The following is a 23,031-nucleotide window of genomic DNA, read 5'->3' on the forward strand; positions in this document are numbered from 1 at the left end:
ATGCCCCTCACCCCAAAGCTCCACCACCGGGCATGTCCCCTGGTAGTCCCCACGATTGGGCATGCCCATCCCCGGGCGGCACGAATGGACATGATCCCGAAGTGCCCACTCCCCGGCGCCGGGAATGGGCATGCCCCCCGCCCCGAGGCCCGACCAATGGGCATGTCCCCCGGCGCATTCGAAGACCGGACATGTCCCCAACCCTGCTCCATCTACCCCGTTCTGCGTTCGTGTTGTTTTTTCGTTGACAAAGCCACATGAACAAAGATAAAGTCAATCAATTCCACTTCATGTGATGGGGGTCACCGAAAAATCCGGGATCCGCAGCACCCGAAGTAGCAGTACCCGAAGTAGCAGTACCCGTAGTTATCGTCGCAATGGAGGGCACGTGTTCGCCGAGGAACGCCAACAACTGATCGTGGAGCTCGTCGCCGCCAGCGGGCGGGCCAGCGTCACCGACCTCGCCGAGCGCTTCAGCATCACCACCGAAACCGTCCGCCGCGACCTGGCCGCCCTTGAGATCGCCGGCACTGTCCGCCGGGTCCATGGCGGCGCAGTCTCGCCGGAGCGCTTCAGCACCACGGAAGAAAGCATCCTGGAGCGTACGGTGCAGCGGCAGACCGAGAAGACCCGGATCGCCAAGGCGGCCCTCGACCTCATCCCCCAGGGCCGCGCCGGCAGCATCCTGATCGACGCCGGCTCCACCACCGAGGCCCTCGCGGAGATGCTCGCCGCCCGGACGGCCGGAGGAAGCTCCGGAACGGCGGGAGCCGGCCCGGCAGCAGCGGGCGGAGCGCCGGGGCCAGCCGGCGCCGCGGGCGAACCCGAGCTCGTCGTTATCACCCACGCGCTGCCCATCGCCGCGAAGCTCTCCGGCGAACCCGGCGTCGCCCTGCACTTGCTCGGCGGCAAGGTCCGCGGCCTGACCCAGGCCGCGGTCGGGCAGTCCACCGTGGAAGCCGCGGGGCGGATCCGGCCCGACATCGCGTTCATCGGCACCAACGGCATTTCCGCGGCCTTCGGCCTGAGCACTCCCGATCCTGAAGAAGCAGCCGTCAAGGCCGCCTTCGTCCATTCAGCGCGCCGCATTGTGGTGCTGGCTGATTCCTCCAAACTGGACGCGGAAACGCTGGTCCAGTTCGCCTCCTTGAAAGATCTGGACACCGTGATCACAGATACGAACCCCAGCCCGGCCCTCGCCGCGGCCCTCGCGGAAGCCGGAGTTGAGGTGGTGGTCGTATGATCGTCACTCTCACGGCCAACCCCAGCCTGGACCGCACCGTGGCCCTGCCCGGCCCGCTGCTCCGCGGCGAGGTCCAGCGCGCCATTTCCGTCCGGCAGGAATCCGGCGGCAAGGGCGTCAACGTCTCCCGCGCCCTCGTGGCCTCCGGGCTGAAAACCATCGCGGTGCTCCCCGGGGCCGCGGCCGACCCGGTGCTCGCCGGGCTGCGCGACAGTGACGTGCCGTTCGCCGCCCTCCCCATCGGCGAGCCGCTGCGCAGCAACGTGGCCCTCACCGAGCCCGGCGGCGTCACCACCAAGATCAACGAACCCGGCCCGGTCCTGAACGCGGAACAGCAGGAGGCCCTGATCGGGCTGCTGCTGGATTCGTCCCGCGGCGCCAGTTGGGTCGTTCTGGCCGGCTCGCTGCCGCCCGGAGTCCCGGCCGACTTCTACGCCACCGCTACCCGGCGGCTGCGTTCCCTGCACGACGGCACCGAGGCACCCCTCATCGCCGTCGACTCCTCCGGCGAACCGCTCGCCGCCGCGATCTCCGGGGATGCCCTTGGCCGACCGGACCTGCTCAAACCCAATGCCGAGGAACTGGCCGAACTGGCTGCCGCAGCCGGATTCGCCACGGACAAGTCCGCCGAGGAACTCGAGTCGGATCCGGCGGCTGCCGCGGCCGCCGCGGCCGCCGTCGTGCGTTCCGGAGTGGGTGCGGTACTCGCCACCCTCGGTTCCAAGGGGGCGGTGCTTGTGACGGCCGACGGCGCGTGGCTGGCCACGCACCCGCCGGTCAAGGCGGTCAGCACGGTTGGCGCGGGAGATTCCTCGCTGGCCGGCTACCTGCTCGCTTCAAGCCAGGGCGCCGCCCCGGCCGATTGCCTGCGTCAGGCGGTAGCCCACGGGGCTGCCGCTGCCTCCCTGCCGGGCTCCACCGTCCCGGCAGTTCACCAAACCACCCCCGATGCCGTAACCATCACGGCCCTGAAGAAGGATTGACAGTGACCCAGCTCATTACTACCGAACTGGTCGAGCTCGACCAGAATCTAGGCACTTCGCCCGAGGACGTGATCCGGCACCTGGCAGGCAGAGTTGCGGCCAACGGACGCGCCACCGAAGTCGAAGGCCTCTTCGCCGACGCCTTCGCCCGGGAGTCCAAGACCGCCACCGGCGTTCCCGGCGGCATCGCGATCCCGCACTGCCGTTCGACGGCGGTCACCGAGGCGACGCTGGCCATGGCGCGGCTGTCCCAGCCGGTCGATTTCGGCGCCAAGGACGGCCCGGCGGACCTGATCTTCTTTATCGCGGCCCCGGAAGGCGCGGACCAGGACCACCTCAAGCTGCTCTCCAAACTGGCCCGCTCGCTGATCAAAAAGGACTTCACCGCCGCCCTGCGCGCCGCCGCCACGCCGGCCGAGATCGTGGAGCTGGTCGAGGGCGCCCTCGCGGACAAGCCCGCAGCCCACGCGGACGCCGCACCGGCAGCCGCCGCAGCCGCCGCTGCCGGCGCCGGCTCCGCGGCCGGCGCCGGCTCCGCGGCGGAAGCGCAGCCCGGCGCTCCCCGCGCCAAGCGCCTGGTCGCCGTGACCGCCTGCCCCACCGGCATCGCCCACACCTACATGGCGGCCGACTCGCTCGTGGCCGCTGCCAAGGAAGTCGGCGTGGACCTGCAGGTGGAAACCCAGGGTTCCTCCGGCGCGAAGGCCCTGGACCCGGCCGTGATCGCCGCCGCCGATGCCGTCATCTTCGCCGTCGACGTCGACGTCCGCGGCAAGGAACGCTTCGCCGGCAAGCCGGTCATCAACGCCCCGGTCAAGCGCGGCATCGATGAGCCGGAGAAGATGGTCCAGGAGGCCCTCGCCGCGGCCGACAACCCCAACGCCCGGCGTGTGCCGCACTTCGGCGCCGAGGAACAGGCCCAGCACGAGGCCGAGGAAAAGGGTGAGCACATCGGCCAGAAGCTCAAGAAGGCCCTGCTCACCGGTGTCAGCTACATGATCCCGTTCGTGGCGGGCGGCGGTCTGCTGATCGCCCTCGGCTTCCTGATGGGCGGCTACCTGATCACCAAGTACGCAGACACAATCGTGGTGCAGAACAGCCTCTTCAACCTGCCCACCGAGTTCCCGGACAACGCCTGGGGCCCGTTCGGCGCCTACCTCGGGGCCGTGCTGTTCAAGATCGGCGCATTGTCCCTCGGGTTCCTGGTTCCGGCCCTGGCCGGTTACATCGCGTACGCCATCGCCGACCGCCCGGGCATCGCGCCGGGCTTCGTCGCCGGCGCCGTGGCAGGCTTCATGGGCGCAGGCTTCCTCGGCGGCATCGTCGGCGGCCTGCTCGCCGGCTATGTCGCCCACTCGATCGGCAGGCTCCAGGTGGCGCGCTGGCTGCGCGGCCTGATGCCGGTGGTCATCATCCCGCTGCTGGCCTCCCTGGTCGCCTCGGGGCTGATGTTCCTGATCCTGGGCGGCCCGATCGTCGCCATCACCAAGGGCCTGAACGGCTGGCTGTCCGGCCTCACCGGGGCCAGCGCCATCGCCCTCGGCGTGATCCTGGGCCTGATGATGTGCTTCGACCTCGGCGGACCGGTCAACAAGGTGGCCTACGCCTTCGCCGTCGCCGGCCTCGGCGCCGCGAGCATGGACAACCAGGCGCCGTGGCAGATCATGGCCGCAGTGATGGCTTCCGGCATGGTTCCCCCGCTGGCAATGGCCCTCGCCTCGACGGTGCTGGACAAGCAGCGGTTCAGCCTGGCCGAGCGTGAAAACGGCAAGGCGGCCTGGCTGCTGGGTGCTTCCTTCATCTCCGAAGGCGCCATCCCCTTCGCCGCAGCCGACCCGCTGCGCGTCATCCCGGCCAGCATGCTGGGCGGAGCGGTCACCGGCGCCATCTCGATGGCGGCCGGCGTCGGATCCAAGGCACCCCACGGTGGCCTCTTCGTCTTCTTCGCGATCGACAACTTCCTGATGTTCGTGGTGTCCATCGCGGTTGGCACGGTAGTCACTGCCCTCGCCGTGATCGCGCTCAAGCGCTGGGCAGTCAAGAAGACCGTTGATACGGTTGAACCGGTTCCCGTAACCGTCTGAGCCGGTCCACCACAGACCTTCCCCAGCGATTATCCGAAGCTGAATCCCCAAAGCTGAATCCAAGGAGCAGAAATGACCGAACGTAACGCCACCATTGCCAGCCGCGTCGGGCTGCATGCCCGGCCGGCCGCCATCTTTGCCGAGGCTGCAGGCGAGTTCGATCTCGAAATCACCATCGCCCGGCTCGGCGAACCGGAGGACGAGGCCATGGACGCCGCCAGCATCCTGTCCCTGATGAGCCTGGGCGCCTCGCACGGCGAGGTTGTGGTGTTGCGTGCCGAGGGCGACGGCGCCGACGCCGCCCTCGACCGCCTGGTCCAGATCCTCGAAACGGACCACGACGCCGAATAGCACCACCCCGTGCGGCCGCCGGCCCGCCTCCCCTGCCAAGGGACGGCGGACCGGCGGCCGCACGTCGTTAAGGCCCCGCCCTCACGGCTCACGCCCCCGATGGGACATGCCCAGTCCTCATCGCCAACCGGGGGCATGCCCATTCCTCATCGCCAACCGGGGGCATGCCCATTCCTCATCGCCAACTTTGGGGCATGCCCATTCCCGTCGCCAACCCTCTGGGGACATGCCCACTCCTGGCCCCAGCGCATGGACATATAGGCACTATGTCCATTGGCGGGCCGACCCGAAGGGCATGTCCCGTGGTTCTGCCGCTGACGGGACATGCCCGGCCACCGTCGTCCAGGCCGTCGTCCCCGCCGGCAGCAGCCGCAGGGCCGATGTCATAAGGGGACTTAGTAAGTGCTTGTCTTCGCCGTGCGGCGTGGATAGTTTGGGAACCGCGGCACCTCCACCGAGGGTCGCCGCCGGAACGAGTTCCCGGACCGAAGGAGATCACCGCATGGTTAGCGTGCAGGAAAGCATCGAAGTCGACGTTCCCGTGTCCACCGCGTACAACCAGTGGACCCAGTTCGAGACGTTCCCGAAGTTCATGAAGGGTGTCGAGGCCGTGGAGCAGATCGACGAGACCTCGCTCCAGTTCCGCACCGACATCGCAGGCGTGCGGCGCGAATATCTGGCCCAGATCACCGAGCAGGAACCGGACCGCAAGATCGCCTGGGTCAGCACGGACAAGCCCCGCAATGCCGGCACCGTCACGTTTGAACCCCTCGGCGCCGAGCGCGCACGCGTCAACGTCGAACTCGAGTGGGAGCCCGAGGGCGTGGTGGAGAAGACCGGTTCCGCCGTCGGGGCGGACAGCCGCCAAGTCAGTGCGGACCTGGGCCGCTTCAAGGAGTTCATCGAGTCCCGCGGTATCGAAACCGGTGAATGGCGCTCCTCCGTTGCCCGCGGCGAGGTCGACGACGTCGACGACGCTGACCCGGCTGCCGGGGAGCTGCGGTAGCCATGCCCGCGAAGAAAAAGGGTGCGCCGCAGGGCTCCGAAAGCCCCAGCATCAAGGACCCCGAACTGTACGAAGCGTTGCTGGACGACGGCGCCTCAAAGCAGAAGGCAGCCCGGATTTCCAACGCAGCGGCCCAGCGGGGCCGGTCCGCCGTGGGCCGCAAAGGCGGCAAGTCCGGCGACTACGAGGACTGGACGGTTGCCCAGCTCAAGGACAAGGCCAGGGAGATCGGCCTCAAGGGCTATTCGGCCAAGAAGAAGAGCGAGCTGATCTCCGCTCTGCGGAACTCCTGAGCCGATGGAGGTACCGCCGGCGGCGACCCCGGATGCGGGCTCAGGCGCCCTTGCGCGCCGTCTTCGCGGCCGGCGCCTTGGCGGCAGGGGTCTTCGCGGGGGCGGCCTTCGCGGTGGACTTGGCGCCGGCCGCCTTGGCTGCCGGCGCGGACCCCGCCCCGGCACCGCCGCCAGCGGCCTTTGCGGTCGACTTGGCCGCGGTCTTGTCGGTGGTCTTGGCCGTGCTCCTGGCAGTGGTCTTCTGGGCTGCCGGGGACGCCGCGGACCGGGGCGTTCTCGTCGAGGCAGCGGCCTTGCTCCCTGCGGCCGCGGCGCCGCCGCCGGCGGCGGAGGCCGCGCCCCGTTTACGCTCGATGCTGCGTTTCAGCGCGTCCATCAGGTCGATCACCTCACCGGTCCCGGCTTCCGCTGCCGGGGCGCCGAAGGTCTCCTCCGTGTCCAGCGACTCGCCCTGTTCGAGCTTGGCGTCGATCAGCTGCCGCAGTTGGATTTGGTAGTCGTCCGTGAACTGCTCCGGGTCGAAGTCGGCCGCCATCGAGTCGACCAGGGCCGCGGACATTTCCCGCTCCTGCGCCGAGATCCGCACGCTCGTCTCCAGCGCCGGGAAGCTCGCCTCGCGCACCTCGTCGGCCCACAGCAGTCCCTGCAGCACCAGCACATCGCCGCGGATCCGCAGTGCCCCGAGGCGGGTCTTCTCCCGCAGCGCGAACTGGACGATGGCGACCCGGTCGGTGTCCTCCAGTGCCCGGCGCAGCAACACGTAGGCCTTGGGCGACTTGGCGTCCGGCTCAAGGTAGTAGCTCTTCTCGAACGTCATCGGGTCGAGTTGCTCGGCGGGGACGAACTGCACCACCTCGATCTCGTGGCTGTTCTCCGCCGGGATCGACTTCAGCTCCTCGCGGCTGAGGATCACCGTGCGGCCGTCCTCCTCGTAGGCCTTGTCGATGTCCTCGTAGTCGATGATTTCGCTGCAGACCTCACATCGGCGCTGGTAGCGGATCCGGCCGCCGTCAGCGTTGTGGACCTGATGCAGGCTGATGTCGTGGTCCTCGGTCGCGCTGTAGACCTTGACCGGGACGTTGACCAGCCCGAATGCGATCGCGCCTTTCCAGATGGCTCTCATGGCTCAAGTGAACACCAGAGCCGCACGGAGGTGAAGTGTTTTGGCTGAGAGCAAGGAACGCGTCCGGGTCGGCGGCCGGGAACTGGTGCTGACCAACCTGGACAAGGTCATGTACCCGGTGACCGGAACCACCAAGGCCGATGTCCTGGCCTACTACGCCGCGGTGGCACCGGTGCTTATCCCGGCGGCGGCCAACCGGCCGGCGACCCGGAAGCGCTGGGTCCACGGCGTCGGGACGGCCGAGGCGCCCGGCGAAATGTTTTTCCAGAAGAACCTGGACCACTCCACGCCGGGCTGGGTGCCGCGTGCCTCCATCACCCACAAGGAGCGCACCATCCAGTACCCGCTGGTCAATGATCCGGCCACGCTCACCTGGCTGGCCCAAATAGCGGCCCTGGAGATCCACGTGCCGCAGTGGCGGGTGGATTCCCACGGCAACGCCCTGCCGCCGGACCGGCTCGTGCTGGACCTGGATCCAGGCGACGGCGCCGGCCTGGCCGAATGCGCGGAGGTCGCCGCACTGGCCCGCAGCATCCTCGTCGATGTCGGCCTGGAGCCGGTCCCCGTGACCAGCGGCAGCAAGGGCATCCACCTGTACGCCGCACTGGACGGGACGCAGAGCTCGGACCAGGTCTCGGACTTTGCCCACGAACTGGCCCGGGCCCTGGAAGCGGACCATCCGGAGCTGGTCGTGAGCGACATGAAGAAGACCCTGCGCACCGGCAAGGTCCTCGTGGACTGGAGCCAGAACAACGCGGCCAAGACCACGATCGTGCCCTACTCGCTGCGCGGAAGGCTGCGGCCCACCGTGGCAGCACCACGCACCTGGCGCGAACTGGCCTCGCCATCGCTGCGCCAGCTCGACTACGAGGAAGTGATGAAGCGCGTGAAGTCCGGCAAGGACCCCTTCGTGGTCATCTCCGGCGGCGCGCACGGCAGCGTCCCGGGCGGAGCCGAGGCCGAAGCCCCCGCGGAACTCGACGGCGGCGACGCCGACCCCCGGCTGGAGACCTACCGCACCAAGCGGGACGCGGCCGGCACGCCGGAGCCGTTTACGGCCGAACAGCACCGCAACAGGACCGACGGCGGCACGCTCCGGGAGAGCTTCGTCATCCAGGAGCACCACGCAAGCCGACTGCACTACGACTTCCGCCTCGAGCGCGACGGCGTGCTGGTGTCCTGGGCGCTGCCCAAAGGCGTCCCCACCACCAAGACCAAGAACCACCTCGCGGTCCAGACCGAAGACCACCCGATGGACTACGCGGACTTCGAGGGCACCATCCCCAAGGGCCAGTACGGGGCTGGCACCGTCAGCATCTGGGACCGCGGGCACTACGAGTGCGAGAAGTGGATTGCCGGCAAGGAAGTCATCGCCACCCTCAGCGGGCAGCCGGACGGAGGACTGGGCGGGACCCGGCGGTTCGCGCTGATCCATACCGGCCAGGCCAACGACCAATGGCTCATCCACCTCATGGACGCCCCGGGGCAGGCCCGCACGCCCTCCCCCAAGGACGCTCCGCCGGCAGGGCCGCAAACACCGGCCGGCGGCACCGCCGGCGGCACTCCCGCCCCGGATCCGGCGCAGCTGGCACCGATGCTGGCCAGCGCCGGAACGCCCGCGGACCTGGCGGACAAGGACTGGCAGTTCGAACTCAAATGGGACGGCGTCCGCGCCCTGGTCCTGGGCGACGCGCAACGGATCAGGCTGATCAGCCGCAACGGCAACGACATGTCCGCCAGCTACCCGGAGCTGACGGACCGCGGCTGCTGGCCGCCGCAGGACTTCGCCGCCGACGGCGAGATCATCGCCGTCGGTCCGACCGGCCGGCCCGACTTCGGGCTGCTACAGGGACGGATGAAGCTCAGCAAGGCCGCCGACGTCGCGAAGGCGCGGGCCGCCACCCCGGTGCGCCTGATGCTCTTCGACCTGCTCACCGAGGGCGGCGAGGACCTCCGGCGCCGCCCGCTCCGGGAGCGGCGGAACCGCCTGGAGGCTTTCGCCGCGGCAGGCTTCCGGGCCGAGAACCAGGAAGGATCCTGTCCGGTTCAGCTGTCCGAGGTGATCGACGCCGACGTCGGGCACCTCCTGGAAAGCGCCGAGGAGCTGGGACTCGAAGGCGTGATGGCCAAGCGCACCGGCGGACGCTACGTCGGGCAGCGGAGCCGGTCCTGGCTCAAGCTCAAGTTCGAGAAGACCCAGGAGGTGGTGGTCGGGGGCTGGCGGCCCGGCAACGGCGGCCGCAGCGAATCGGTTGGATCGCTGCTCCTGGGCATCCCGGACGGGCCAAAGCTGCGCTATGTGGGCCGGGTGGGCAGCGGTTTCAGCACCCGCGAACTCCATGAACTGCGCCAGCAACTGGATGCCATACCGCGCAAGACGTCGCCCTTTGCGGAGGTCCCGGCGGAAGACGCCGCCGACGCCCGGTGGGTGTCGGCCAGGCTGGTCGGCGAGGTGACCTTCGGCGACTGGACGGCGGGCGGGAAGCTCCGCCACCCGGTCTGGCGGGGCTGGCGGCTGGACAAGGCCCCGGCCGACGTCGTCGTCGAACATAGCTGAGGGCCCGCCGTGGCGGGCCCTCAGTGGGCTTAATCGTGGTGTGGGATGGCGGGGCGGCTTTGACGGTGGATGGCCGCTTCGGCCACCTGCTGCGCCTGCTGTCCGCGGACCACATCCCGGTCCTTGGGATGGCGGTGCTTGCCGCTGCCGTCCGGCCACTCATGGCCGTCTGCCGGCGAGGGCGGCTCCGGGCGTTTCCCCTCCGGTCCCGGGACCTCGTCCATGGACTCCGCGAGGTGGCTGGCAACCTCAGGCTCGATCTCTTCTCTCGAGTGATGATCCGCCATGGCTCTTCCTTTCTGCGATGAAATGAAGCGTCCCACAATCGTAGGTCGGCGCCGGTGAGATGTCTCTAGGTGCTACCAGCGGACTTTCTTCTGCGCAGGGCCCTGCTTGCCGCTGGCGTGGGTGGGCTTATGGCTGCGTCCGACACTTGGCAGTCCGGCGCCGCCGCGGGATTTGCTCGCGAGCATTTCCTTCTGGGCATCGGTCAGGCGGGACTTCAGGCCCTTTTCCGGTGTCGGTGCCGCCGGGGGTTCTTTCGCGCCGGGCGTCCCGGGCTGCTCCGGCTCGTTCTTGTCTGTCATGGAGGCTCTCCTCAGCTCGGCTCGAAATGACGCTCGCGATGGCACTGGCGACGGGTCCACCATAGGCGGTTGCCGCGCCGCTTGAACAGGGGTTCGACGGCGGCGGACGCCGGCCCGGGGCGGGACGCGGACGCGCCCGGGGAATTGGAGCTGTAATCGCTCTACACGCTGAGCCACGACTACGGCAGCAGGCTCGGGGCCGCCCTGCTGGCTTCGGCCCTCGGCGACTCCCCCGCCTACCTGTGGGTGCTCGAAGACAACCCCCGGGCCCGGGCCTTCTAAGCCAGGCACGGGTTCCAGCCCGATGGGGAACGCAGGCTGCTGCCGCCCAGGTGGTACGAGCTGCCCGAACTACGCCTTGCGCGGCCGGGTGCGGACACCCCGAAAGCGGCCGAATAGGCGCCCCAAAGCACCCACATCCCGCCCGGCGCGAAAAAACTTGGCGGCCACTCCCCGAAACCGCCTCCTTCCTAGGAACGGCGCGGATAAAGCGCGCCCGGAGTCAGCGCGCAAAGACCCGTAGCGGCGGTCGAAGCGGCGGATGATACGGCACCGAAATCGGAAACGCCATGGAAATCGCGTAAAATTGAAACCCTGCCCGGAGCGGGGCAGCTATAAGTCGCAAGCAAATGACCTCCACAGGAGTTGCCCAAATGCCCAAAGACCGAAGCACCACCGACTCTTCAGCTGGCGTTTTGAACGCCAGCGGAACTAACCAAGGCGCACCCAGGGGCGCCAAGAAACCGCGGCTGCGCCGCCGTCGACTCCGCGAGTCCGACGTCAACGTGGTCGACCAGCCCATGCTTAAGAAAGCGCTCGGCGGCACCATCGTGGGTAACACCATGGAATGGTACGACGTCGGCGTGTTCGGCTACCTCATCACCACCATGGGACCGGTGTTCCTGCCTGAGGCGGACAAGTCCGTCCAGACCCTCTTCCTGCTCGGCACCTTCGCCGCCACCTTCATCGCCCGCCCCCTCGGCGGCGTCGTGTTCGGCTGGCTTGGCGACAAGGTCGGCCGGCAGAAGGTTCTCGCCGCGACCCTCATGATCATGGCGGCCAGCACCTTCGCCGTCGGCCTCCTGCCCGGCTACGCCCAGATCGGCATCTGGGCTGCGGTCCTGCTGGTCCTGTTCAAGGTGATCCAGGGCTTCTCCACCGGCGGCGAGTACGCCGGTGCCACCACCTTCGTGAGCGAGTACGCCCCGGACAAACGGCGCGGATTCTTCGCCAGCTTCCTGGATATGGGCAGCTACCTCGGCTTCGCCGCCGGTGCCGCCCTGGTGTCCGTGCTGCAGCTGACCCTCGGCCAGGACACCATGGAGCAGTGGGGCTGGCGCATTCCCTTCCTGCTGGCCGGTCCGCTGGGCCTGATCGCTGTTTACTTCCGGAGCAAGATCGAGGAATCCCCCCAGTTCCAGGCCACCCTGGATGCCCAAGAGAACCTCGCCAAGGACGCCAGCGCCGCTGACACGGCCGCGTCCAAGGGACCGGTGGGCATTGTGAAGGCCTACTGGCGCTCCATCATCGTCGCCATGATCCTGGTTGCCGCGGCCAACACCGCCGGCTACGCCCTGACGTCGTACATGCCGACCTACCTGACCGAGTCCAAGGGCTACGACGAGGTGCACGGCACCCTGTTGACCATCCCTGTGCTGGTCATCATGAGCCTGTGCATCCCGCTGACCGGCAAGCTCTCCGACCGGATCGGACGCCGCCCCGTGCTCTGGATCGGTGCCATCAGCACCGTCGTCCTGGCCACCCCGGCGTTCCTGCTGATCGGCGTCGGTGAGATCTGGTCCACGTTGGCCGGCCTCGCCCTGATCGCCTTCCCGGTGACGTTCTACGTGGCCAACCTGGCGTCGGCGCTGCCGGCCCAGTTCCCGACGGCCAGCCGCTACGGCGCCATGGGCATCGCGTACAACTTCTCGGTTGCCATCTTCGGCGGCACCACGCCGTTCATCGTCGCGGCCCTGATCAACGCCACCGGCAACGACATGATGCCGGCCTACTACCTGATGGCCACCTCGGCGATCGGCGCCGTGGCGATCTACTTCCTCAAGGAATCCGCCCAGATGCCGCTGCCGGGCTCCATGCCCAGCGTGGACACCCAGGCCGAGGCCCGCGAGCTGGTCGAGACGCAGGACGAGAACCCGCTGATCGACCTCGAGCACATGGACATGCCGCTCACCGCGGCAGAGGCCACCGAAGGCGACGCCGGCAAGGTTCCGGCCCCGGCTTAGCCCGGACCGTCCACCGGACGGCCCCGTAGCCAAGCGCCCCGCCCGTAGAGGCCCGTCGCGCGCGTTTCCCGTTCCGGAAGCGTGCGGGGCGGGCCTTTGGCGGGTCCGCAGCTCCCCGTGTCCCGACTGTCCGCGCCCGATGCCCGCACGCATCCCCTTCCGCACAGCCACCCGCAACCGCACCGTCTGGAGGCCCGAATGCAGTCCCTGCTGCGGCACGTCCGCGTGCTGCACCGCCTTGGACCGGCAAACCGCGACCATGTCTCGGCGCTGCGCGTTGCCTTCAGCGTGGCCGGGCCCTCGCTGGCGCTGCTCGCGGCCGGACGGCCCGACCTGATGATCTACGCCGTGTTCGGCGCCCTCACCGGAATGTACGGCCGTTCCGAACCCCACCAGCTCCGGCTCAAGCACCAGCTCCAGGCGGCCTTGGTCCTGCTCGGCGGCTTGGGCGTCGGCGTCCTGCTCTCGGTTAACCAGCTCCACTCCTGGACGCTCGTGGCCGTGGAGTCGTTCCTGGCCGCCGCGGGATCCTTGTTCGCGGACAAGGTGGGGTTGAAACCCAACGGACCGTTCTTCGGGATCCTCGCCCTCGGCGCGTGCGCCTCCATCCCCACCCCGGGCCCATGGCCGCTGGCGCTGCTGGTCGGTGCGGGATCGGCTGCCTTCTCCATCGCGGTCGGATTTGGCGGCTGGGTTCGGGGCCGGGTGTGGGAACGCGGCGCGGAGCGTGAAGTACCGCCGTTGCGCGGGATTCGCCGTCGTGCCGCCTGGATCCACGCAGCACGGTATTTCGCAGCGGTCGCCGCGGCCGGCAGCATCGGGGTTGTGAGCGGCAGCGGACACCCGCACTGGGCGATGGCCGCGGCTGCCGTTCCGCTGGCAGGGGCGGACCTGCCAAGCAGCGTCTACCGCGGGGTGCACCGGATTGTCGGCACCCTGCTGGGCCTGGTGGTGGTGGCCGTGGTGCTGTTCCCCTGGGCGTGGTCGCCGCTGCGGCTATTCCCCGGCCACGAGACGGCCGTCCTGGCCGTCCTGGTGATCGTCCTGCAGTTCACCACCGAGCTCTTTATGGCCCGGCACTACGGGCTTGCGATGGTGTCGTTCACGCCCGTCATCCTGCTCATGACGCAGCTCGCTTTCCCGGCCGACCCGCGTCTCCTGGTGGCGGAGCGGGCGGTCGAGACCCTGGTCGGCGCCTGCACCGGGATCGCCGTCGTGGGCCTGATCCGGCGCCGCTGCCCGACCGCTGCGACAGCTGGCGCGTAGCCGGCCGTTGCCCCTACTTGGCGCGCCGCGGCGGCCCAGCCACGAGCCGCGCCGGCAGCACCCGCGTCGCCGCGGTGAGAATCTTGTAGCGCTTGCTCGGGATGGACACGGCCTTGCCCTTTTCGTTGTCGGCCAGGCCTTCGCGGACCACCTGTTCAGCCTGCAGCCACATCCAGCGTGGGGCGACCGTTTTGTCCATGCCCATCCGGTCGTGGAATTCGGTGTGCGTGAAGCCGGGGCAGACGGCCGTCACCTTCACCCCGCGCCCGGCGTATGCGAGGTTCGCCCAGCGGCTGAAGCTCAGCAGCCAGGCCTTCGCGGCGGAATACGTTTGGCGCGGCAGGTACGCAGCCACGGACGCCACGTTGATGACCCGGCCCGAGCGCCTTTGCAGCATCCCCTGCAGCGCGGCGTGGGTCAGTTCCATCGCCGTCTGGACGTGCAGCCTGAGGTGCTGCTTTTCCTCGGCGATGTCATTGTCCGCGAAGGAACGCAGCAACCCCATTCCCGCGTTGTTGACCAGGATCTCCACCGGCCGCGCCGGATCACTCAGGCGCCCGACGACGGCGGCCACGCCGCCGTCGTCCGCCAGGTCGGCAGCCAGCACCTCAGCCCGGACGCCATAGCGGTTTTCCAGGTCCTGGGCGCGGGCCTGCAGGCGTTCCACGTCGCGCGCCACCAGGACCACATTGTGCCCCTGCTCCGCGAGCTGGCGGGCGAATTCGGCCCCGAGTCCTGCAGTGGCGCCGGTGATCAGGGCGGTGGCGGCCGTGGCGGACGGTCCGTGAGCGGGTGTGTTCATAGCCACAGCCTAGCCGCGCCGCGTGGGAGGGGTCAGGCCAGGGCCGGCCCTGCGGCCAGTTCGCCGCCGGCCGGGCCGTCCGGGGCGGGGTCCGGGGCGCCGCCCAGACCGTACCCGGACAGGCCGGGGGCGCTCTGCTGAGTGGGGTCATCCGCGGCCTGGTAGCGCTGCTGCAGTTCGTCGGCGGCGAGCTCGTACCAGGTGTGCGCCCCGAAGGAGGGGCTGGGGGTGTCCAAGTGGCGGTACAGGGCGTCGGCCAGCTGTCCCAGCGCCACGTCGGAGAGGGCCCGCACGGTAGCGGCAGGATCCATCGTGCCCTCGAAGTAATCGGACAGTTCGAGACCCTCGATCAGGTCCGGACCGTCGGCGGCAGGTTCGGCTTCCGCGCAGTCCAGAGCATCGACGTCGGCGGCGACCCGGCCGTTGACGCTGCCGGTGATCTCGACGTCCAGGTCGGCAAGGACCTCGCCGTCCGAGCCGACGTGGAGGAGGCAGATCGGCAGCTCGGCCGGCTCCTGCAGGGTGACGCGAAAGCCCTCGGTGGCGGCGGCCGCGACCCCGGCACCGGGCGCGGTCGGGTCCTGGGCAGCCGCGAGCTGCCGGAGGTAGAGCAGGATCTCCGGGTCGAGGTGGGAGGCGCCGTGCAGGTCGATGCTGACGTCCGAGCCGTCCGCAAGGCGGCTGGCGCGCCGCATCATGTGCAGCAGGTCGGGATAGTTTGCCTGGGTCAGGCAGCCGGTGACTTCCAGGGTCACCTGTCCGGGATCGGCATCAACACGGACAAGCACACGCAGTTTGTGGTTCACGGGATCTCCAAATGACAAGTCCTTGAGCCAACTGCATAACTCAAGCTAAACCATACGAGGTTGTTGCGCGGGCCACAAGCGGCTACGCCCCGGCAGGTTCCTGTTCCGGCCAGTCGATGCACTGGTTGTAGGCGTCGTGTTTGCGCAGATACCGGTAGATGTACGGGCAGTGCGGAATGATCCGCTTCCCCGACGCCACAACGTCGTCCAGGGCGAAGTGTGCGAGCACCCCGGCGAGCCCCTGGCCCGCGAATTCTTCGGCGGTTTCGGTGTGGATGAAGTCCACATGCCCGGGCCGGTCGATGTAGCGCACCTGGACCGCGAGCTTGCCGCCGACATGCAGTTCATAGCGGTGCAGGGCATCATTGCGGGTGGTGGAGACGTCCGGAGCGAACGTGTCTTCAGTGCCTACCGAGTTCTCCGTCATGGTTCGACATTGGCACTTAATGGCGGGCGTGGCAATGGCAGTCCGGCTCCGCCTCCGTCGGCGTTGCGGGCCGGAACGCGGCCCAGCAACAGCACGGCGAGCGCGAAGCACGCCGCCCCGCCGCCGAGGAGCCCCACCGTGAGCCCGTTGAGGGCCGCATCGGCGACCGGGATGAAAACGACGACGGCGGCCGTCACCACGGCGGCGGCCGGCCGGGCACGCGAGTGGCCCGGCGCCGTCGGCCGTTCCTCCAGCCGTCCGAACAGGGCCAGCACCGGCAGCAGCAGGACGATGACACCCAGCAGCACCAGCGGCCGGGTCCACCACCAGGCTGCGGTCCCCCCGGTCGGCTGGGGCAGGTCGGTGAGCAGCAGCAGTCCGGACATGGCGGCGAGCAGGGGCAGGTGCCACAGGTAGACGGTCATGGAACGCCGGCCCGCCCGCGCCAGGAGGCTGCGGACTCCGCCGAGTGCCGCCAGCCGGGCGACCAGGGGCCGGAGCAGCTGGAGCGCCGAGGCCTGGGAGACCGCCAGGAGGAACAGGGTGAGGTTGGGCGGGTTGAGGTTGACGAGCATGTTTCCCGAGTACAGGCGCAGCACCACCAGCAGGCCGAGCACCAGGTTGCTTGCCGCCATCATGCCGAGCAGCCCGGAGGGGCCGAGGCCCCGGAGCTTCCCGTCGGCCACGAGGAAGCCCAGCTGCTGCACGGCGCACCACAGGAACACCATGTTGGCGTAGGCCAGCTGGGGCAGCGCCCCGCGGAGGCAGTCCACGGCCACGACGAGGGAGACGAGGACGGTGAGGGTCAGCCAGGGGGCGCGGACGTGGAGCGCGGCCAGCCACGGCAGGTTCAGCTGCGCGGCCAGATACGCGGCCAGGAACCACAGCGGCATGCCCGCGCCGCTGGCCAGCAGCTGGATCACCTGGGGGTCCACGCCGCTGAGCCGCGCGGCCCAAAGGCCGGTGAACATCACGGCCAGCAGGACCGCGGCCGGCCGGATCAGCCGCAGCAGCCGGCCCTGGACAAACTCGAAGGCGTTTCCGCCCAGTCCCGACAGCCGGCGCCAGGAGTGCAGGCCGGTGATGCCGCCGGCTACGAAGAACAGCGGCATCACCTGCAGGACCCAGACCACGGGCTCGAACCAGCGTTGGTTGCCGAGGGTGTTTTCGGAACTCACGGTGCCGTCCGGGTGCAGGACCGGGCTCACCATCATCGTGTGCCCGATGACCACCAGCGCGAGGCAGAAGAACCGGGTCAGGTCGATGACCAGGTCACGCTCCGGCACAGCAAATGCCGCGCGGTCTGCCGGCTGCTGCCGTGGAGCCCGTGGGCCGGGTGCGGAATCTGCCAACGCGCCCCCTTCGAGCTTGTGAGCGTCAAACCCTCCGTATTGCCTCCATTGTCGGCCCTGGCGCCGCCTGCGGCCAGAGCCGCCTGCGGGTCAGCGGGAGAGGGTGGCCAGTGCCGTGGCTGCGAAGTTCCCGGCCGCGGCGCCCCATTCGGAGAGCAGTCCCTGAAGGTTCTCGCCGTCCCGCCGGTGGGCTGCGGTGTGGGTTTCGAGGGTCTCCAGCACGCCGGTCCGCAGCTCCGTGTTGAAGTTGACCTTCCCCACGTTCATGCTGGCCGCCTTGACGAGTTCCGCCGCGGGGATGCCCGAGGCGTCGTGCAACACGAGGGGAATGCGGGTCCGCACCGCGATGTCCTGCAGCACGTCCCAGCGCAGTTCCGGATCGCCCTGGTATTTGCCGTGGACGTTGCCCACCGCGACGGCCAGCAACTGGGCGCCGGTGCGGGCCACAAAGTCCTCCACTTGCGCGGAGTCGGTGAGCCCCGCCGTGCCGGGCGCCGGAGCATTGCCCGCCGCGTCGGATCCGAAGGCACGGTCCTCGTCGCCGGCGAGTCCGCCGAGCTCGGCCTCGATCACGATCTCCCCGGCGAAGCCGGCGCCATCAAGGGCGGCGCGCGCCGCCCGGACCAGGGCGATGTTGTCCTCGTAATCCAGCGACGACCCATCCACCAGGACGGAGTCCGCCCCGGCGGCCACGGAGTCGGCAATCACCCGGAGATCGGAGGCGTGGTCCAGCTGGACGGCCACCGGAACGCCGGCGACGTCGGCGAGGCCGCGCAGCGCGGCGATCAGCCGCAGCCCGCCCGGTGTGGCCGCGGTGCTCGGCGAGACCAGCAGGATGGCGCCGAGGCCGGCGTCCTCCGCCGCAGCCACGACTGCGAGCGCCGTCGTGAAGTCGTAGCAGGTGAAGGCCGGTACGGCTGATCCCCGCTTCAGTGCTGCGCTGACCAAGGAATCGAGACGGACACGCATCAGGCGCTCAGGCCTCACACCAGGATCCAGGCCACGAACGTCAGGGCGAATCCTGCCAGACCCAGCACTGTGGTGAGCACGGTCCAGGTCTTGAGGCCGTCCGCCACGGTCAGGCCGTAGTACCGGACGACCACCCAGAAGCCGGCGTCGGTCACGTGGGAGAGGCCAAGGGAGCCGAAGCCGATCGCGATGACGATCACGGCAATCTGGGCCGGGGTGTAGCCGCCGCCCGCCACGGCGGAGGAAAGCAGGCCGGCCGTGGTGACGATCGCGACCGTGGCCGACCCCTGGGCTGCGCGGAGGGCCAGGGAGATGATGAAGCCAAGCAGCAGCAGCGGCACACCGAGGGTGTCGAGGGATTCGGAAAGTGCCTTGCCGATTCCACTCACCTGCAGGACGCTGCCAAAGACGCCGCCGGCTGCGACCACCATCAGGATGGAAGCGATCGGGGGAAGGGCTCCTTCAAAGATTTCGCCGGTCTCCGTCAGCGACCACTGGCGGCGGACGGCCAGGAGGAAGAAGCAGAGCGCAACGGCCACCAGGAGGGCGAACACGGGGGTGCCAACGAAGGAGGCGACGCCGTACCAGAAGCTGTTCTTGTCGATCACGAGGGTGCCCACGGTGCCGAGCAGGATCAGCGCGATCGGGGTGGCGATGAGGAAGATGATGAGTCCGGGCCGGGGCGCGGCCAGGGCTTTGCTGCCCGGGCCATCGTGACCGACCCGCACCAGGGAAGCGGAGCCGAACTCATCCACCTGGGCCTTGATGGAGGGCAGGAGCTCGTAGTCCTTGCGGTTCATGATGGATGCCACAAAGTAGGACAGGAAGCCGAGCGGCACGCAGATCACCAGCGAGATCAGCGCGATCAGTCCGATGTCGGCCCCGAGCACGCCGGCGCCGGCAACGATCCCGGGGTGCGGGGGAACGGCCACGTGGATGGCCAACATGATGCCGGCCATGGGCAGGCCGAACTTCACCGGATGGACGTTGGCGATCTTGGCGAAGGCGTAAACGATCGGCACCAGGACGATGATGCCGACTTCGAAGAACACCGGGATCGCAACGAGGAAGCCAACGGCGGTGAGGGCCACGGCCACCCGCCGGGCACCGAGCCTGGCGGTGAAGTGGTCGGCCAGCGACTGAACGCCGCCGGAGACCTCGATCATCCGGCCAAGGATCGCGCCGAGGGCGATCAGCAAAGCCACCTTGCCCATGGTGCTTCCAACGCCGTTGGCCACCACGGTGAAGACGTCTTTGAGCGGGATCTGCGCGGCCACGGCCACCAGTACGCTGACGGTCAGCAGGGCCACGAAGGCCTGGATCTTGAACCGGATGATCATCAGCAGCAGCAGGGCAACGCCGGCGACCGCGATGGTGAGCAGCAGCGGAGTTCCCAGTTCCACGGCCGGCTTGATGACGGGCGCGTCGGCCGCGCGCACCATCAGGGAATTGAGCAGGGGATTCATGCGGAGTGTCTCCTTTGACGTCACTCTAGCCAGTGAGGGGGTGTTGTGGTCGACGGCGGACGGCGCCGGCGTCGTCGGGTTGGGGGGACCCGGGGGTCCGGGCCGATCGGTGGATTAGGCGTTGCGCCTGGTGGGGGCGACAACCTTGATGACAGCGGAATCATCGGCGGCAGCGAGCCCCTGGGCCTGGCCGAGCAGGTACAGCTGTTCGGCGGCGGCGGCCACCGGCGCGGCGAGTCCGGCCGCCCGCGTCGCCTTGCCGACGATTCCCATGTCCTTGACGAAGATGTCCAGGCGGCTGAGGACTTCAGCGCCGCTTTCCGCGTAGGCCTGAAGGATGCGGGGACCGCGGTTCGAAAGCATAAACGACCCGGCGGCGCCGGCTTCCAGGGCCGCCAGCGTCTTGGCCTGGTTCAGGCCGAGGGCGTCCGCGAGCGCCATCGCCTCGGCCGCGGCGGCGATGTGGATCCCGCAGAGCAGCTGGTTGACGGTCTTGAGCGCCTGGCCGTCACCGGGCTTGTCCCCCACGATGGTCAGGGTGGAGGCGAGCAGTTCCAGAACGGGCCGGGCCGCTTCCAGCGCCTGCGGCTCGGCACCGACGACGATCAGCAGATCGCCTTCGCCGGCACGCTGGGGTCCGCCCGAGAGGGGCGCGTCAACGAGGGAGACGCCGTATTCGGCAAGCCGGGCAACGGTGGCGGGGATGGCGTCGGTGCCGACGGTGCTGCCGAGGATCACGACGGCGCCGGGCTTGAGTACCGGGGCGACGCCGGTTTCGCCGAAGAGGACGTCGTCGAGCTGCTCGCCGTTGCGCACCGCCAGGAGCAGCGCGTCGGCCCCCTCCGCTGCCGCACTGGCGGAGGCGAAGGTCCGGACCCCGGCGTCTTCGGCGAGGCGCAGGCGCGGCTCGGCGATGTCGAAGCCGTGGACGGTCAGCCGGGTGGCCAGGCGGGTGGCCATGGGCAGTCCCATGGCGCCCAGGCCGAGGACGGTGACTTGGTAGTTCATGGTTTTCTCCGTTGAAAGGGGTGTTGTTGGGTTAGGGGGCAGCCGGGGAGAAGGTGTTGCTGAGCTTGCGGGTGACCTGGGCCAGGGATTCGTCGTCGCCCACGTTTCCGGCGAAGACGACGTAGGGGATGCCCTTGGCCGGCCCGTCCACCGGCTCCCACAGGCTGACGATGCCAGGCAGCATGGGGCCGCGGACGATCGCGTGGCGGATTTCCAGGCCCAGGGCGGCCACGTCCGAGGAGGTGATGCCGCCCTTGGCGATGACAAAGCGCGGCGGGTAGGTCTTGAGGGTCCGGTTCACCACGGCGACGACGGCGGCGGACACCGAGCGGGCGATCCGCAGGCTCTCGGCGGCGTCGTCCGTTTTGATGAGCAGGCGGCTGGTGTGCAGGATGACGTCGGCGCTGTGCAGGGACTCTACGACGGTGCGGACGATGCCGTCCAGGTAGTCCTCGGACGAGCCGCCCAGGAGCTTCTCGACGTCGATTTCGACGATGCGGGCGGCACCATGCTGCTCGACGAGGGCCTTGAGCTGGCGGGTGGTCACGCCCACGTGCGAACCGACGACGATCAGGCCGCCGGCATCTGAGGGGGCGTTGCCCGCGTAGGCCTCCTCGCCGCTGAGCTCGGGACGGATGTCTTGGCCGATGCGGCCGCGCACGAACGGCGGCCCCACACGGTAGAGCAGCTTCTTGCCGCGGCGCTCGGCTTCCTCGAGGCCCAGGGCGAGGGCACGGAAATCGTTCTCGGTGACAATGTCGGCGACGATCGGGGTGGAGTCCGTGGCGGCGTCGATGGCGTCGGCGATGGCCTTGGCCGAAACCTGGGGGTCACCGTCAGGACCGGCGGCGCGGATGACGTCGAGGGTCAGTACGATCACCGACTCCGCAGGGAAGCGGCCCCCGGACTTCTCTTCGACATACTTGGCCAGTTCGGAGTTCGCGAAGCCGAAGCTAGCGTCCCTGGCGAACTCCGTGTCCGCCACGGGGGAAAGCTTGCCGGCGTTCGTGCCGGTGCCGCGCATGAAGTGCACGCCGCCGATCGTCACGCGTCCCGCGTCGGGGAACGCGGGCACGATCACCACGCCGTCCGTCGCCTCGCCGCTGGCGGCGGCGATGGTGGCCGCGATCGTGTCCGGCTCGAGCGGGTAGTGGCCGCGGAGCGTGGAGTCGCTGCGGCTGACGAACCCCAGGCGCAGGCTGGAGCCGGCACCACTGGAACCGGCACCACTGGGACCGGCACCGTCGGCCAGGAGTTCGGCCGCCGCCAGGGCGTTCCGGACCACTGCCTCATTGCGGACGGCAGCCTCGGCGGGGTCCAGGCTGCGGGTGTTGGTCAACACGTAGACGGCGTCCGGGCGGCGGCCATCGATCCGGTGCGTGAACGCCCAGCTGAAGTCTTCGACATCCCAGCGGGTGAGGACCGGCAGGTTCGCGACGGACTGGGTGCCGGTCGGGTCGTCGTCGAGGACCACCAGGATGCGGGGTGAAGCCCCGGACGCGGCGGCGAGGGCGTCGGCGACGGTCCGCGCGGGAATCCGGACCTCACCCGGGAAGGCGGCCAGCACGTCTGCTTCGAAAGGCTCTGCTTCAAGGGGCACTTGCACTCCATTGTGGGAACTCTGCGGCGATGTGGTGATTTGTAAGATGTCTGACATCTAACAGGTGAATGCTAGTGTGGCATACGGCACAAAGACGCGCAAGTAGACTGGTCAGTCAGGCAACTCGGTGACGGCGGATGGGGAAAATTGGCTAGGAAATCGTTGGTCGGCGTCGTGGCAGATGAACTGCTGGACCGCATCATTGCCGGCGAATTTCCGCCCGGGGCATCCGTCCCCGGCGAGCTGGAGCTCAGCGCCCGCCACGACGTGAGCCGGATGACGGTCCGCGAGGCGATGAAGACCCTGGAAGCCCAGCGGATCCTCAGCGTGGAGCGCGGCCGGGGAACGTTTGTGAACCCGTTGAGCCGCTGGGCCTCACTGGAAGCCGTGCTCCGGGCGGCCTCCGAGGGCAAGAACGACGCCGCGGCAGCCGTCCAGCTGATCGAACTGCGCCGGATGCTGGAAACGGGCGCCTGCGAGCTGGCGGCGGCCCGGATCGGCGAGGCCGACCTCACGACCCTGCGCGGGCAGGTGGAATCGATGCGCGAGGCGCATGAGAAGCACGACGTCGCGGCCTTCGTGGCGGCGGACCTGGCCTTCCACGACCTGATCCTGCGCGCGTCGGAGAATGTTTTTGTGGCTGTCTTGTTCGCGCCCCTGCATCGGGTGCTGGAAAAGCGGCGGACCCAGACCTCCGAGGTGCGGGAAATCCAGGCGCACGCGATCGGGCATCACCGCCAGATCGTGGAGGCGCTGTCGACGCGCGATCCGCACCGGGCACGGGACGCGATGGACGCCCACATGCAGCAGACCCTGGACGACCTCAAAGCCTACGTCCTGGCCGAACCCCGGGCCTGACCTGCCG

The 23,031-nt window shown here is 69.1% G+C and carries 21 protein-coding genes; 10 read left to right on the plus strand and 11 right to left on the minus strand.

What is annotated here, in order from left to right; translation table 11 throughout:
* The first annotated feature begins 388 nt into the window (after positions 1–388).
* The 6 genes from ACZ5Z0_RS08395 (at position 389) to ACZ5Z0_RS08420 (ending at position 5,960) form a co-directional block, all read left to right on the plus strand.
* On the plus strand, positions 389–1,243 hold the full coding sequence (locus tag ACZ5Z0_RS08395; protein WP_464108005.1) for a DeoR/GlpR family DNA-binding transcription regulator: 855 nt from the start codon (positions 389–391) through the stop codon (positions 1,241–1,243).
* A complete protein-coding gene (locus ACZ5Z0_RS08400; RefSeq protein WP_464108006.1) occupies positions 1,240–2,226 on the plus strand; it encodes a 1-phosphofructokinase family hexose kinase in 987 nt (328 codons plus the stop codon). The genes ACZ5Z0_RS08395 and ACZ5Z0_RS08400 overlap by 4 nt, the downstream gene beginning before the upstream one ends.
* A gap of 2 nt (positions 2,227–2,228) precedes the next feature.
* Positions 2,229–4,310, plus strand: a complete 2,082-nt coding sequence (locus tag ACZ5Z0_RS08405) for a PTS fructose transporter subunit IIABC (protein WP_464108007.1) — start codon at positions 2,229–2,231, stop codon at positions 4,308–4,310.
* Positions 4,311–4,382: 72 nt separating this feature from the next.
* Positions 4,383–4,661 (plus strand): HPr family phosphocarrier protein, encoded by a 279-nt coding sequence (locus ACZ5Z0_RS08410; RefSeq protein WP_138767728.1) that lies wholly within the window; start codon positions 4,383–4,385, stop codon positions 4,659–4,661.
* A gap of 502 nt (positions 4,662–5,163) precedes the next feature.
* On the plus strand, positions 5,164–5,667 hold the full coding sequence (locus tag ACZ5Z0_RS08415) for an SRPBCC family protein (protein ID WP_464108008.1): 504 nt from the start codon (positions 5,164–5,166) through the stop codon (positions 5,665–5,667).
* Between the two features lie 2 nt (positions 5,668–5,669).
* On the plus strand, positions 5,670–5,960 hold the full coding sequence (locus ACZ5Z0_RS08420) for a DUF7218 family protein (RefSeq protein WP_464108009.1): 291 nt from the start codon (positions 5,670–5,672) through the stop codon (positions 5,958–5,960).
* A 40-nt stretch (positions 5,961–6,000) separates the two neighbouring features.
* Here ACZ5Z0_RS08420 and ku read toward each other — a convergent pair whose 3' ends face one another.
* Positions 6,001–7,083, minus strand: a complete 1,083-nt coding sequence (gene ku, locus ACZ5Z0_RS08425) for a non-homologous end joining protein Ku (protein ID WP_464108010.1) — start codon at positions 7,081–7,083, stop codon at positions 6,001–6,003.
* A 40-nt stretch (positions 7,084–7,123) separates the two neighbouring features.
* Here ku and ACZ5Z0_RS08430 point away from each other — a divergent pair, with 40 nt between their 5' ends.
* Entirely contained in the window at positions 7,124–9,640 is a 2,517-nt protein-coding gene (locus ACZ5Z0_RS08430) for an ATP-dependent DNA ligase (protein WP_464108011.1), read from the plus strand.
* A gap of 29 nt (positions 9,641–9,669) precedes the next feature.
* Here the strand turns inward: ACZ5Z0_RS08430 and ACZ5Z0_RS08435 are convergent, their stop codons facing one another.
* Positions 9,670–9,927, minus strand: a complete 258-nt coding sequence (locus ACZ5Z0_RS08435) for a hypothetical protein (RefSeq protein ID WP_464108012.1) — start codon at positions 9,925–9,927, stop codon at positions 9,670–9,672.
* 72 nt (positions 9,928–9,999) lie between these two features.
* Complete coding sequence (locus tag ACZ5Z0_RS08440; protein ID WP_464108013.1) at positions 10,000–10,227, minus strand: hypothetical protein; 228 nt, start codon at positions 10,225–10,227, stop codon at positions 10,000–10,002.
* A 653-nt stretch (positions 10,228–10,880) separates the two neighbouring features.
* Here ACZ5Z0_RS08440 and ACZ5Z0_RS08445 point away from each other — a divergent pair.
* On the plus strand, positions 10,881–12,470 hold the full coding sequence (locus ACZ5Z0_RS08445) for an MFS transporter (protein ID WP_138767736.1): 1,590 nt from the start codon (positions 10,881–10,883) through the stop codon (positions 12,468–12,470).
* A 198-nt stretch (positions 12,471–12,668) separates the two neighbouring features.
* The gene (locus tag ACZ5Z0_RS08450) at positions 12,669–13,736 is read left to right on the plus strand and encodes an FUSC family protein (RefSeq protein ID WP_464108014.1); all 1,068 of its coding nucleotides are present in this window, start codon (positions 12,669–12,671) and stop codon (positions 13,734–13,736) included.
* Between the two features lie 13 nt (positions 13,737–13,749).
* Here the strand turns inward: ACZ5Z0_RS08450 and ACZ5Z0_RS08455 are convergent, their stop codons facing one another.
* The 8 genes from ACZ5Z0_RS08455 to ACZ5Z0_RS08490 all read right to left on the minus strand — a co-directional run bounded on the left by ACZ5Z0_RS08455 (position 13,750) and on the right by ACZ5Z0_RS08490 (position 22,166).
* Positions 13,750–14,538 (minus strand): SDR family NAD(P)-dependent oxidoreductase, encoded by a 789-nt coding sequence (locus ACZ5Z0_RS08455; RefSeq protein WP_464108015.1) that lies wholly within the window; start codon positions 14,536–14,538, stop codon positions 13,750–13,752.
* 32 nt (positions 14,539–14,570) lie between these two features.
* Positions 14,571–15,344, minus strand: a complete 774-nt coding sequence (locus ACZ5Z0_RS08460; RefSeq protein WP_464108016.1) for a hypothetical protein — start codon at positions 15,342–15,344, stop codon at positions 14,571–14,573.
* A gap of 82 nt (positions 15,345–15,426) precedes the next feature.
* On the minus strand, positions 15,427–15,771 hold the full coding sequence (locus ACZ5Z0_RS08465; protein ID WP_464108017.1) for a GNAT family N-acetyltransferase: 345 nt from the start codon (positions 15,769–15,771) through the stop codon (positions 15,427–15,429).
* Positions 15,768–17,057, minus strand: a complete 1,290-nt coding sequence (locus ACZ5Z0_RS08470; protein ID WP_464108018.1) for an acyltransferase family protein — start codon at positions 17,055–17,057, stop codon at positions 15,768–15,770. The genes ACZ5Z0_RS08465 and ACZ5Z0_RS08470 overlap by 4 nt, the downstream gene beginning before the upstream one ends.
* A gap of 156 nt (positions 17,058–17,213) precedes the next feature.
* On the minus strand, positions 17,214–18,092 hold the full coding sequence (locus ACZ5Z0_RS08475; RefSeq protein WP_464110754.1) for a class II fructose-bisphosphate aldolase: 879 nt from the start codon (positions 18,090–18,092) through the stop codon (positions 17,214–17,216).
* 14 nt (positions 18,093–18,106) lie between these two features.
* Positions 18,107–19,558: a GntP family transporter gene (locus ACZ5Z0_RS08480; protein WP_464108019.1), complete on the minus strand. Its 1,452-nt coding sequence runs from the start codon at positions 19,556–19,558 to the stop codon at positions 18,107–18,109.
* 114 nt (positions 19,559–19,672) lie between these two features.
* The gene (locus ACZ5Z0_RS08485) at positions 19,673–20,566 is read right to left on the minus strand and encodes an NAD(P)-dependent oxidoreductase (RefSeq protein ID WP_464108020.1); all 894 of its coding nucleotides are present in this window, start codon (positions 20,564–20,566) and stop codon (positions 19,673–19,675) included.
* Positions 20,567–20,597: 31 nt separating this feature from the next.
* Positions 20,598–22,166: a four-carbon acid sugar kinase family protein gene (locus ACZ5Z0_RS08490; RefSeq protein WP_464108021.1), complete on the minus strand. Its 1,569-nt coding sequence runs from the start codon at positions 22,164–22,166 to the stop codon at positions 20,598–20,600.
* 147 nt (positions 22,167–22,313) lie between these two features.
* Here ACZ5Z0_RS08490 and ACZ5Z0_RS08495 point away from each other — a divergent pair, with 147 nt between their 5' ends.
* Entirely contained in the window at positions 22,314–23,024 is a 711-nt protein-coding gene (locus ACZ5Z0_RS08495; protein ID WP_464108022.1) for a FadR/GntR family transcriptional regulator, read from the plus strand.
* The last annotated feature ends 7 nt before the right edge of the window (positions 23,025–23,031 follow it).

This window comes from Arthrobacter sp. T2-23 (assembly GCF_055398325.1).

Bases quoted from the DNA above. Each gene is read 5' to 3' on its own strand.
- ACZ5Z0_RS08400 (WP_464108006.1), top strand. From the start codon at position 1,240: ATGATCGTCACTCTCACGGCCAACCCCAGCCTGGACCGCACCGTGGCC.
- ACZ5Z0_RS08410 (WP_138767728.1), top strand. From the start codon at position 4,383: ATGACCGAACGTAACGCCACCATTGCCAGCCGCGTCGGGCTGCATGCC.
- ACZ5Z0_RS08415 (WP_464108008.1), top strand. From the start codon at position 5,164: ATGGTTAGCGTGCAGGAAAGCATCGAAGTCGACGTTCCCGTGTCCACC.
- ACZ5Z0_RS08420 (WP_464108009.1), top strand. From the start codon at position 5,670: ATGCCCGCGAAGAAAAAGGGTGCGCCGCAGGGCTCCGAAAGCCCCAGC.
- ku (WP_464108010.1), bottom strand. From the start codon at position 7,083: ATGAGAGCCATCTGGAAAGGCGCGATCGCATTCGGGCTGGTCAACGTC.
- ACZ5Z0_RS08435 (WP_464108012.1), bottom strand. From the start codon at position 9,927: ATGGCGGATCATCACTCGAGAGAAGAGATCGAGCCTGAGGTTGCCAGC.
- ACZ5Z0_RS08440 (WP_464108013.1), bottom strand. From the start codon at position 10,227: ATGACAGACAAGAACGAGCCGGAGCAGCCCGGGACGCCCGGCGCGAAA.
- ACZ5Z0_RS08445 (WP_138767736.1), top strand. From the start codon at position 10,881: ATGCCCAAAGACCGAAGCACCACCGACTCTTCAGCTGGCGTTTTGAAC.
- ACZ5Z0_RS08450 (WP_464108014.1), top strand. From the start codon at position 12,669: ATGCAGTCCCTGCTGCGGCACGTCCGCGTGCTGCACCGCCTTGGACCG.
- ACZ5Z0_RS08455 (WP_464108015.1), bottom strand. From the start codon at position 14,538: ATGAACACACCCGCTCACGGACCGTCCGCCACGGCCGCCACCGCCCTG.
- ACZ5Z0_RS08465 (WP_464108017.1), bottom strand. From the start codon at position 15,771: ATGACGGAGAACTCGGTAGGCACTGAAGACACGTTCGCTCCGGACGTC.
- ACZ5Z0_RS08475 (WP_464110754.1), bottom strand. From the start codon at position 18,092: ATGCGTGTCCGTCTCGATTCCTTGGTCAGCGCAGCACTGAAGCGGGGA.
- ACZ5Z0_RS08480 (WP_464108019.1), bottom strand. From the start codon at position 19,558: ATGAATCCCCTGCTCAATTCCCTGATGGTGCGCGCGGCCGACGCGCCC.
- ACZ5Z0_RS08485 (WP_464108020.1), bottom strand. From the start codon at position 20,566: ATGAACTACCAAGTCACCGTCCTCGGCCTGGGCGCCATGGGACTGCCC.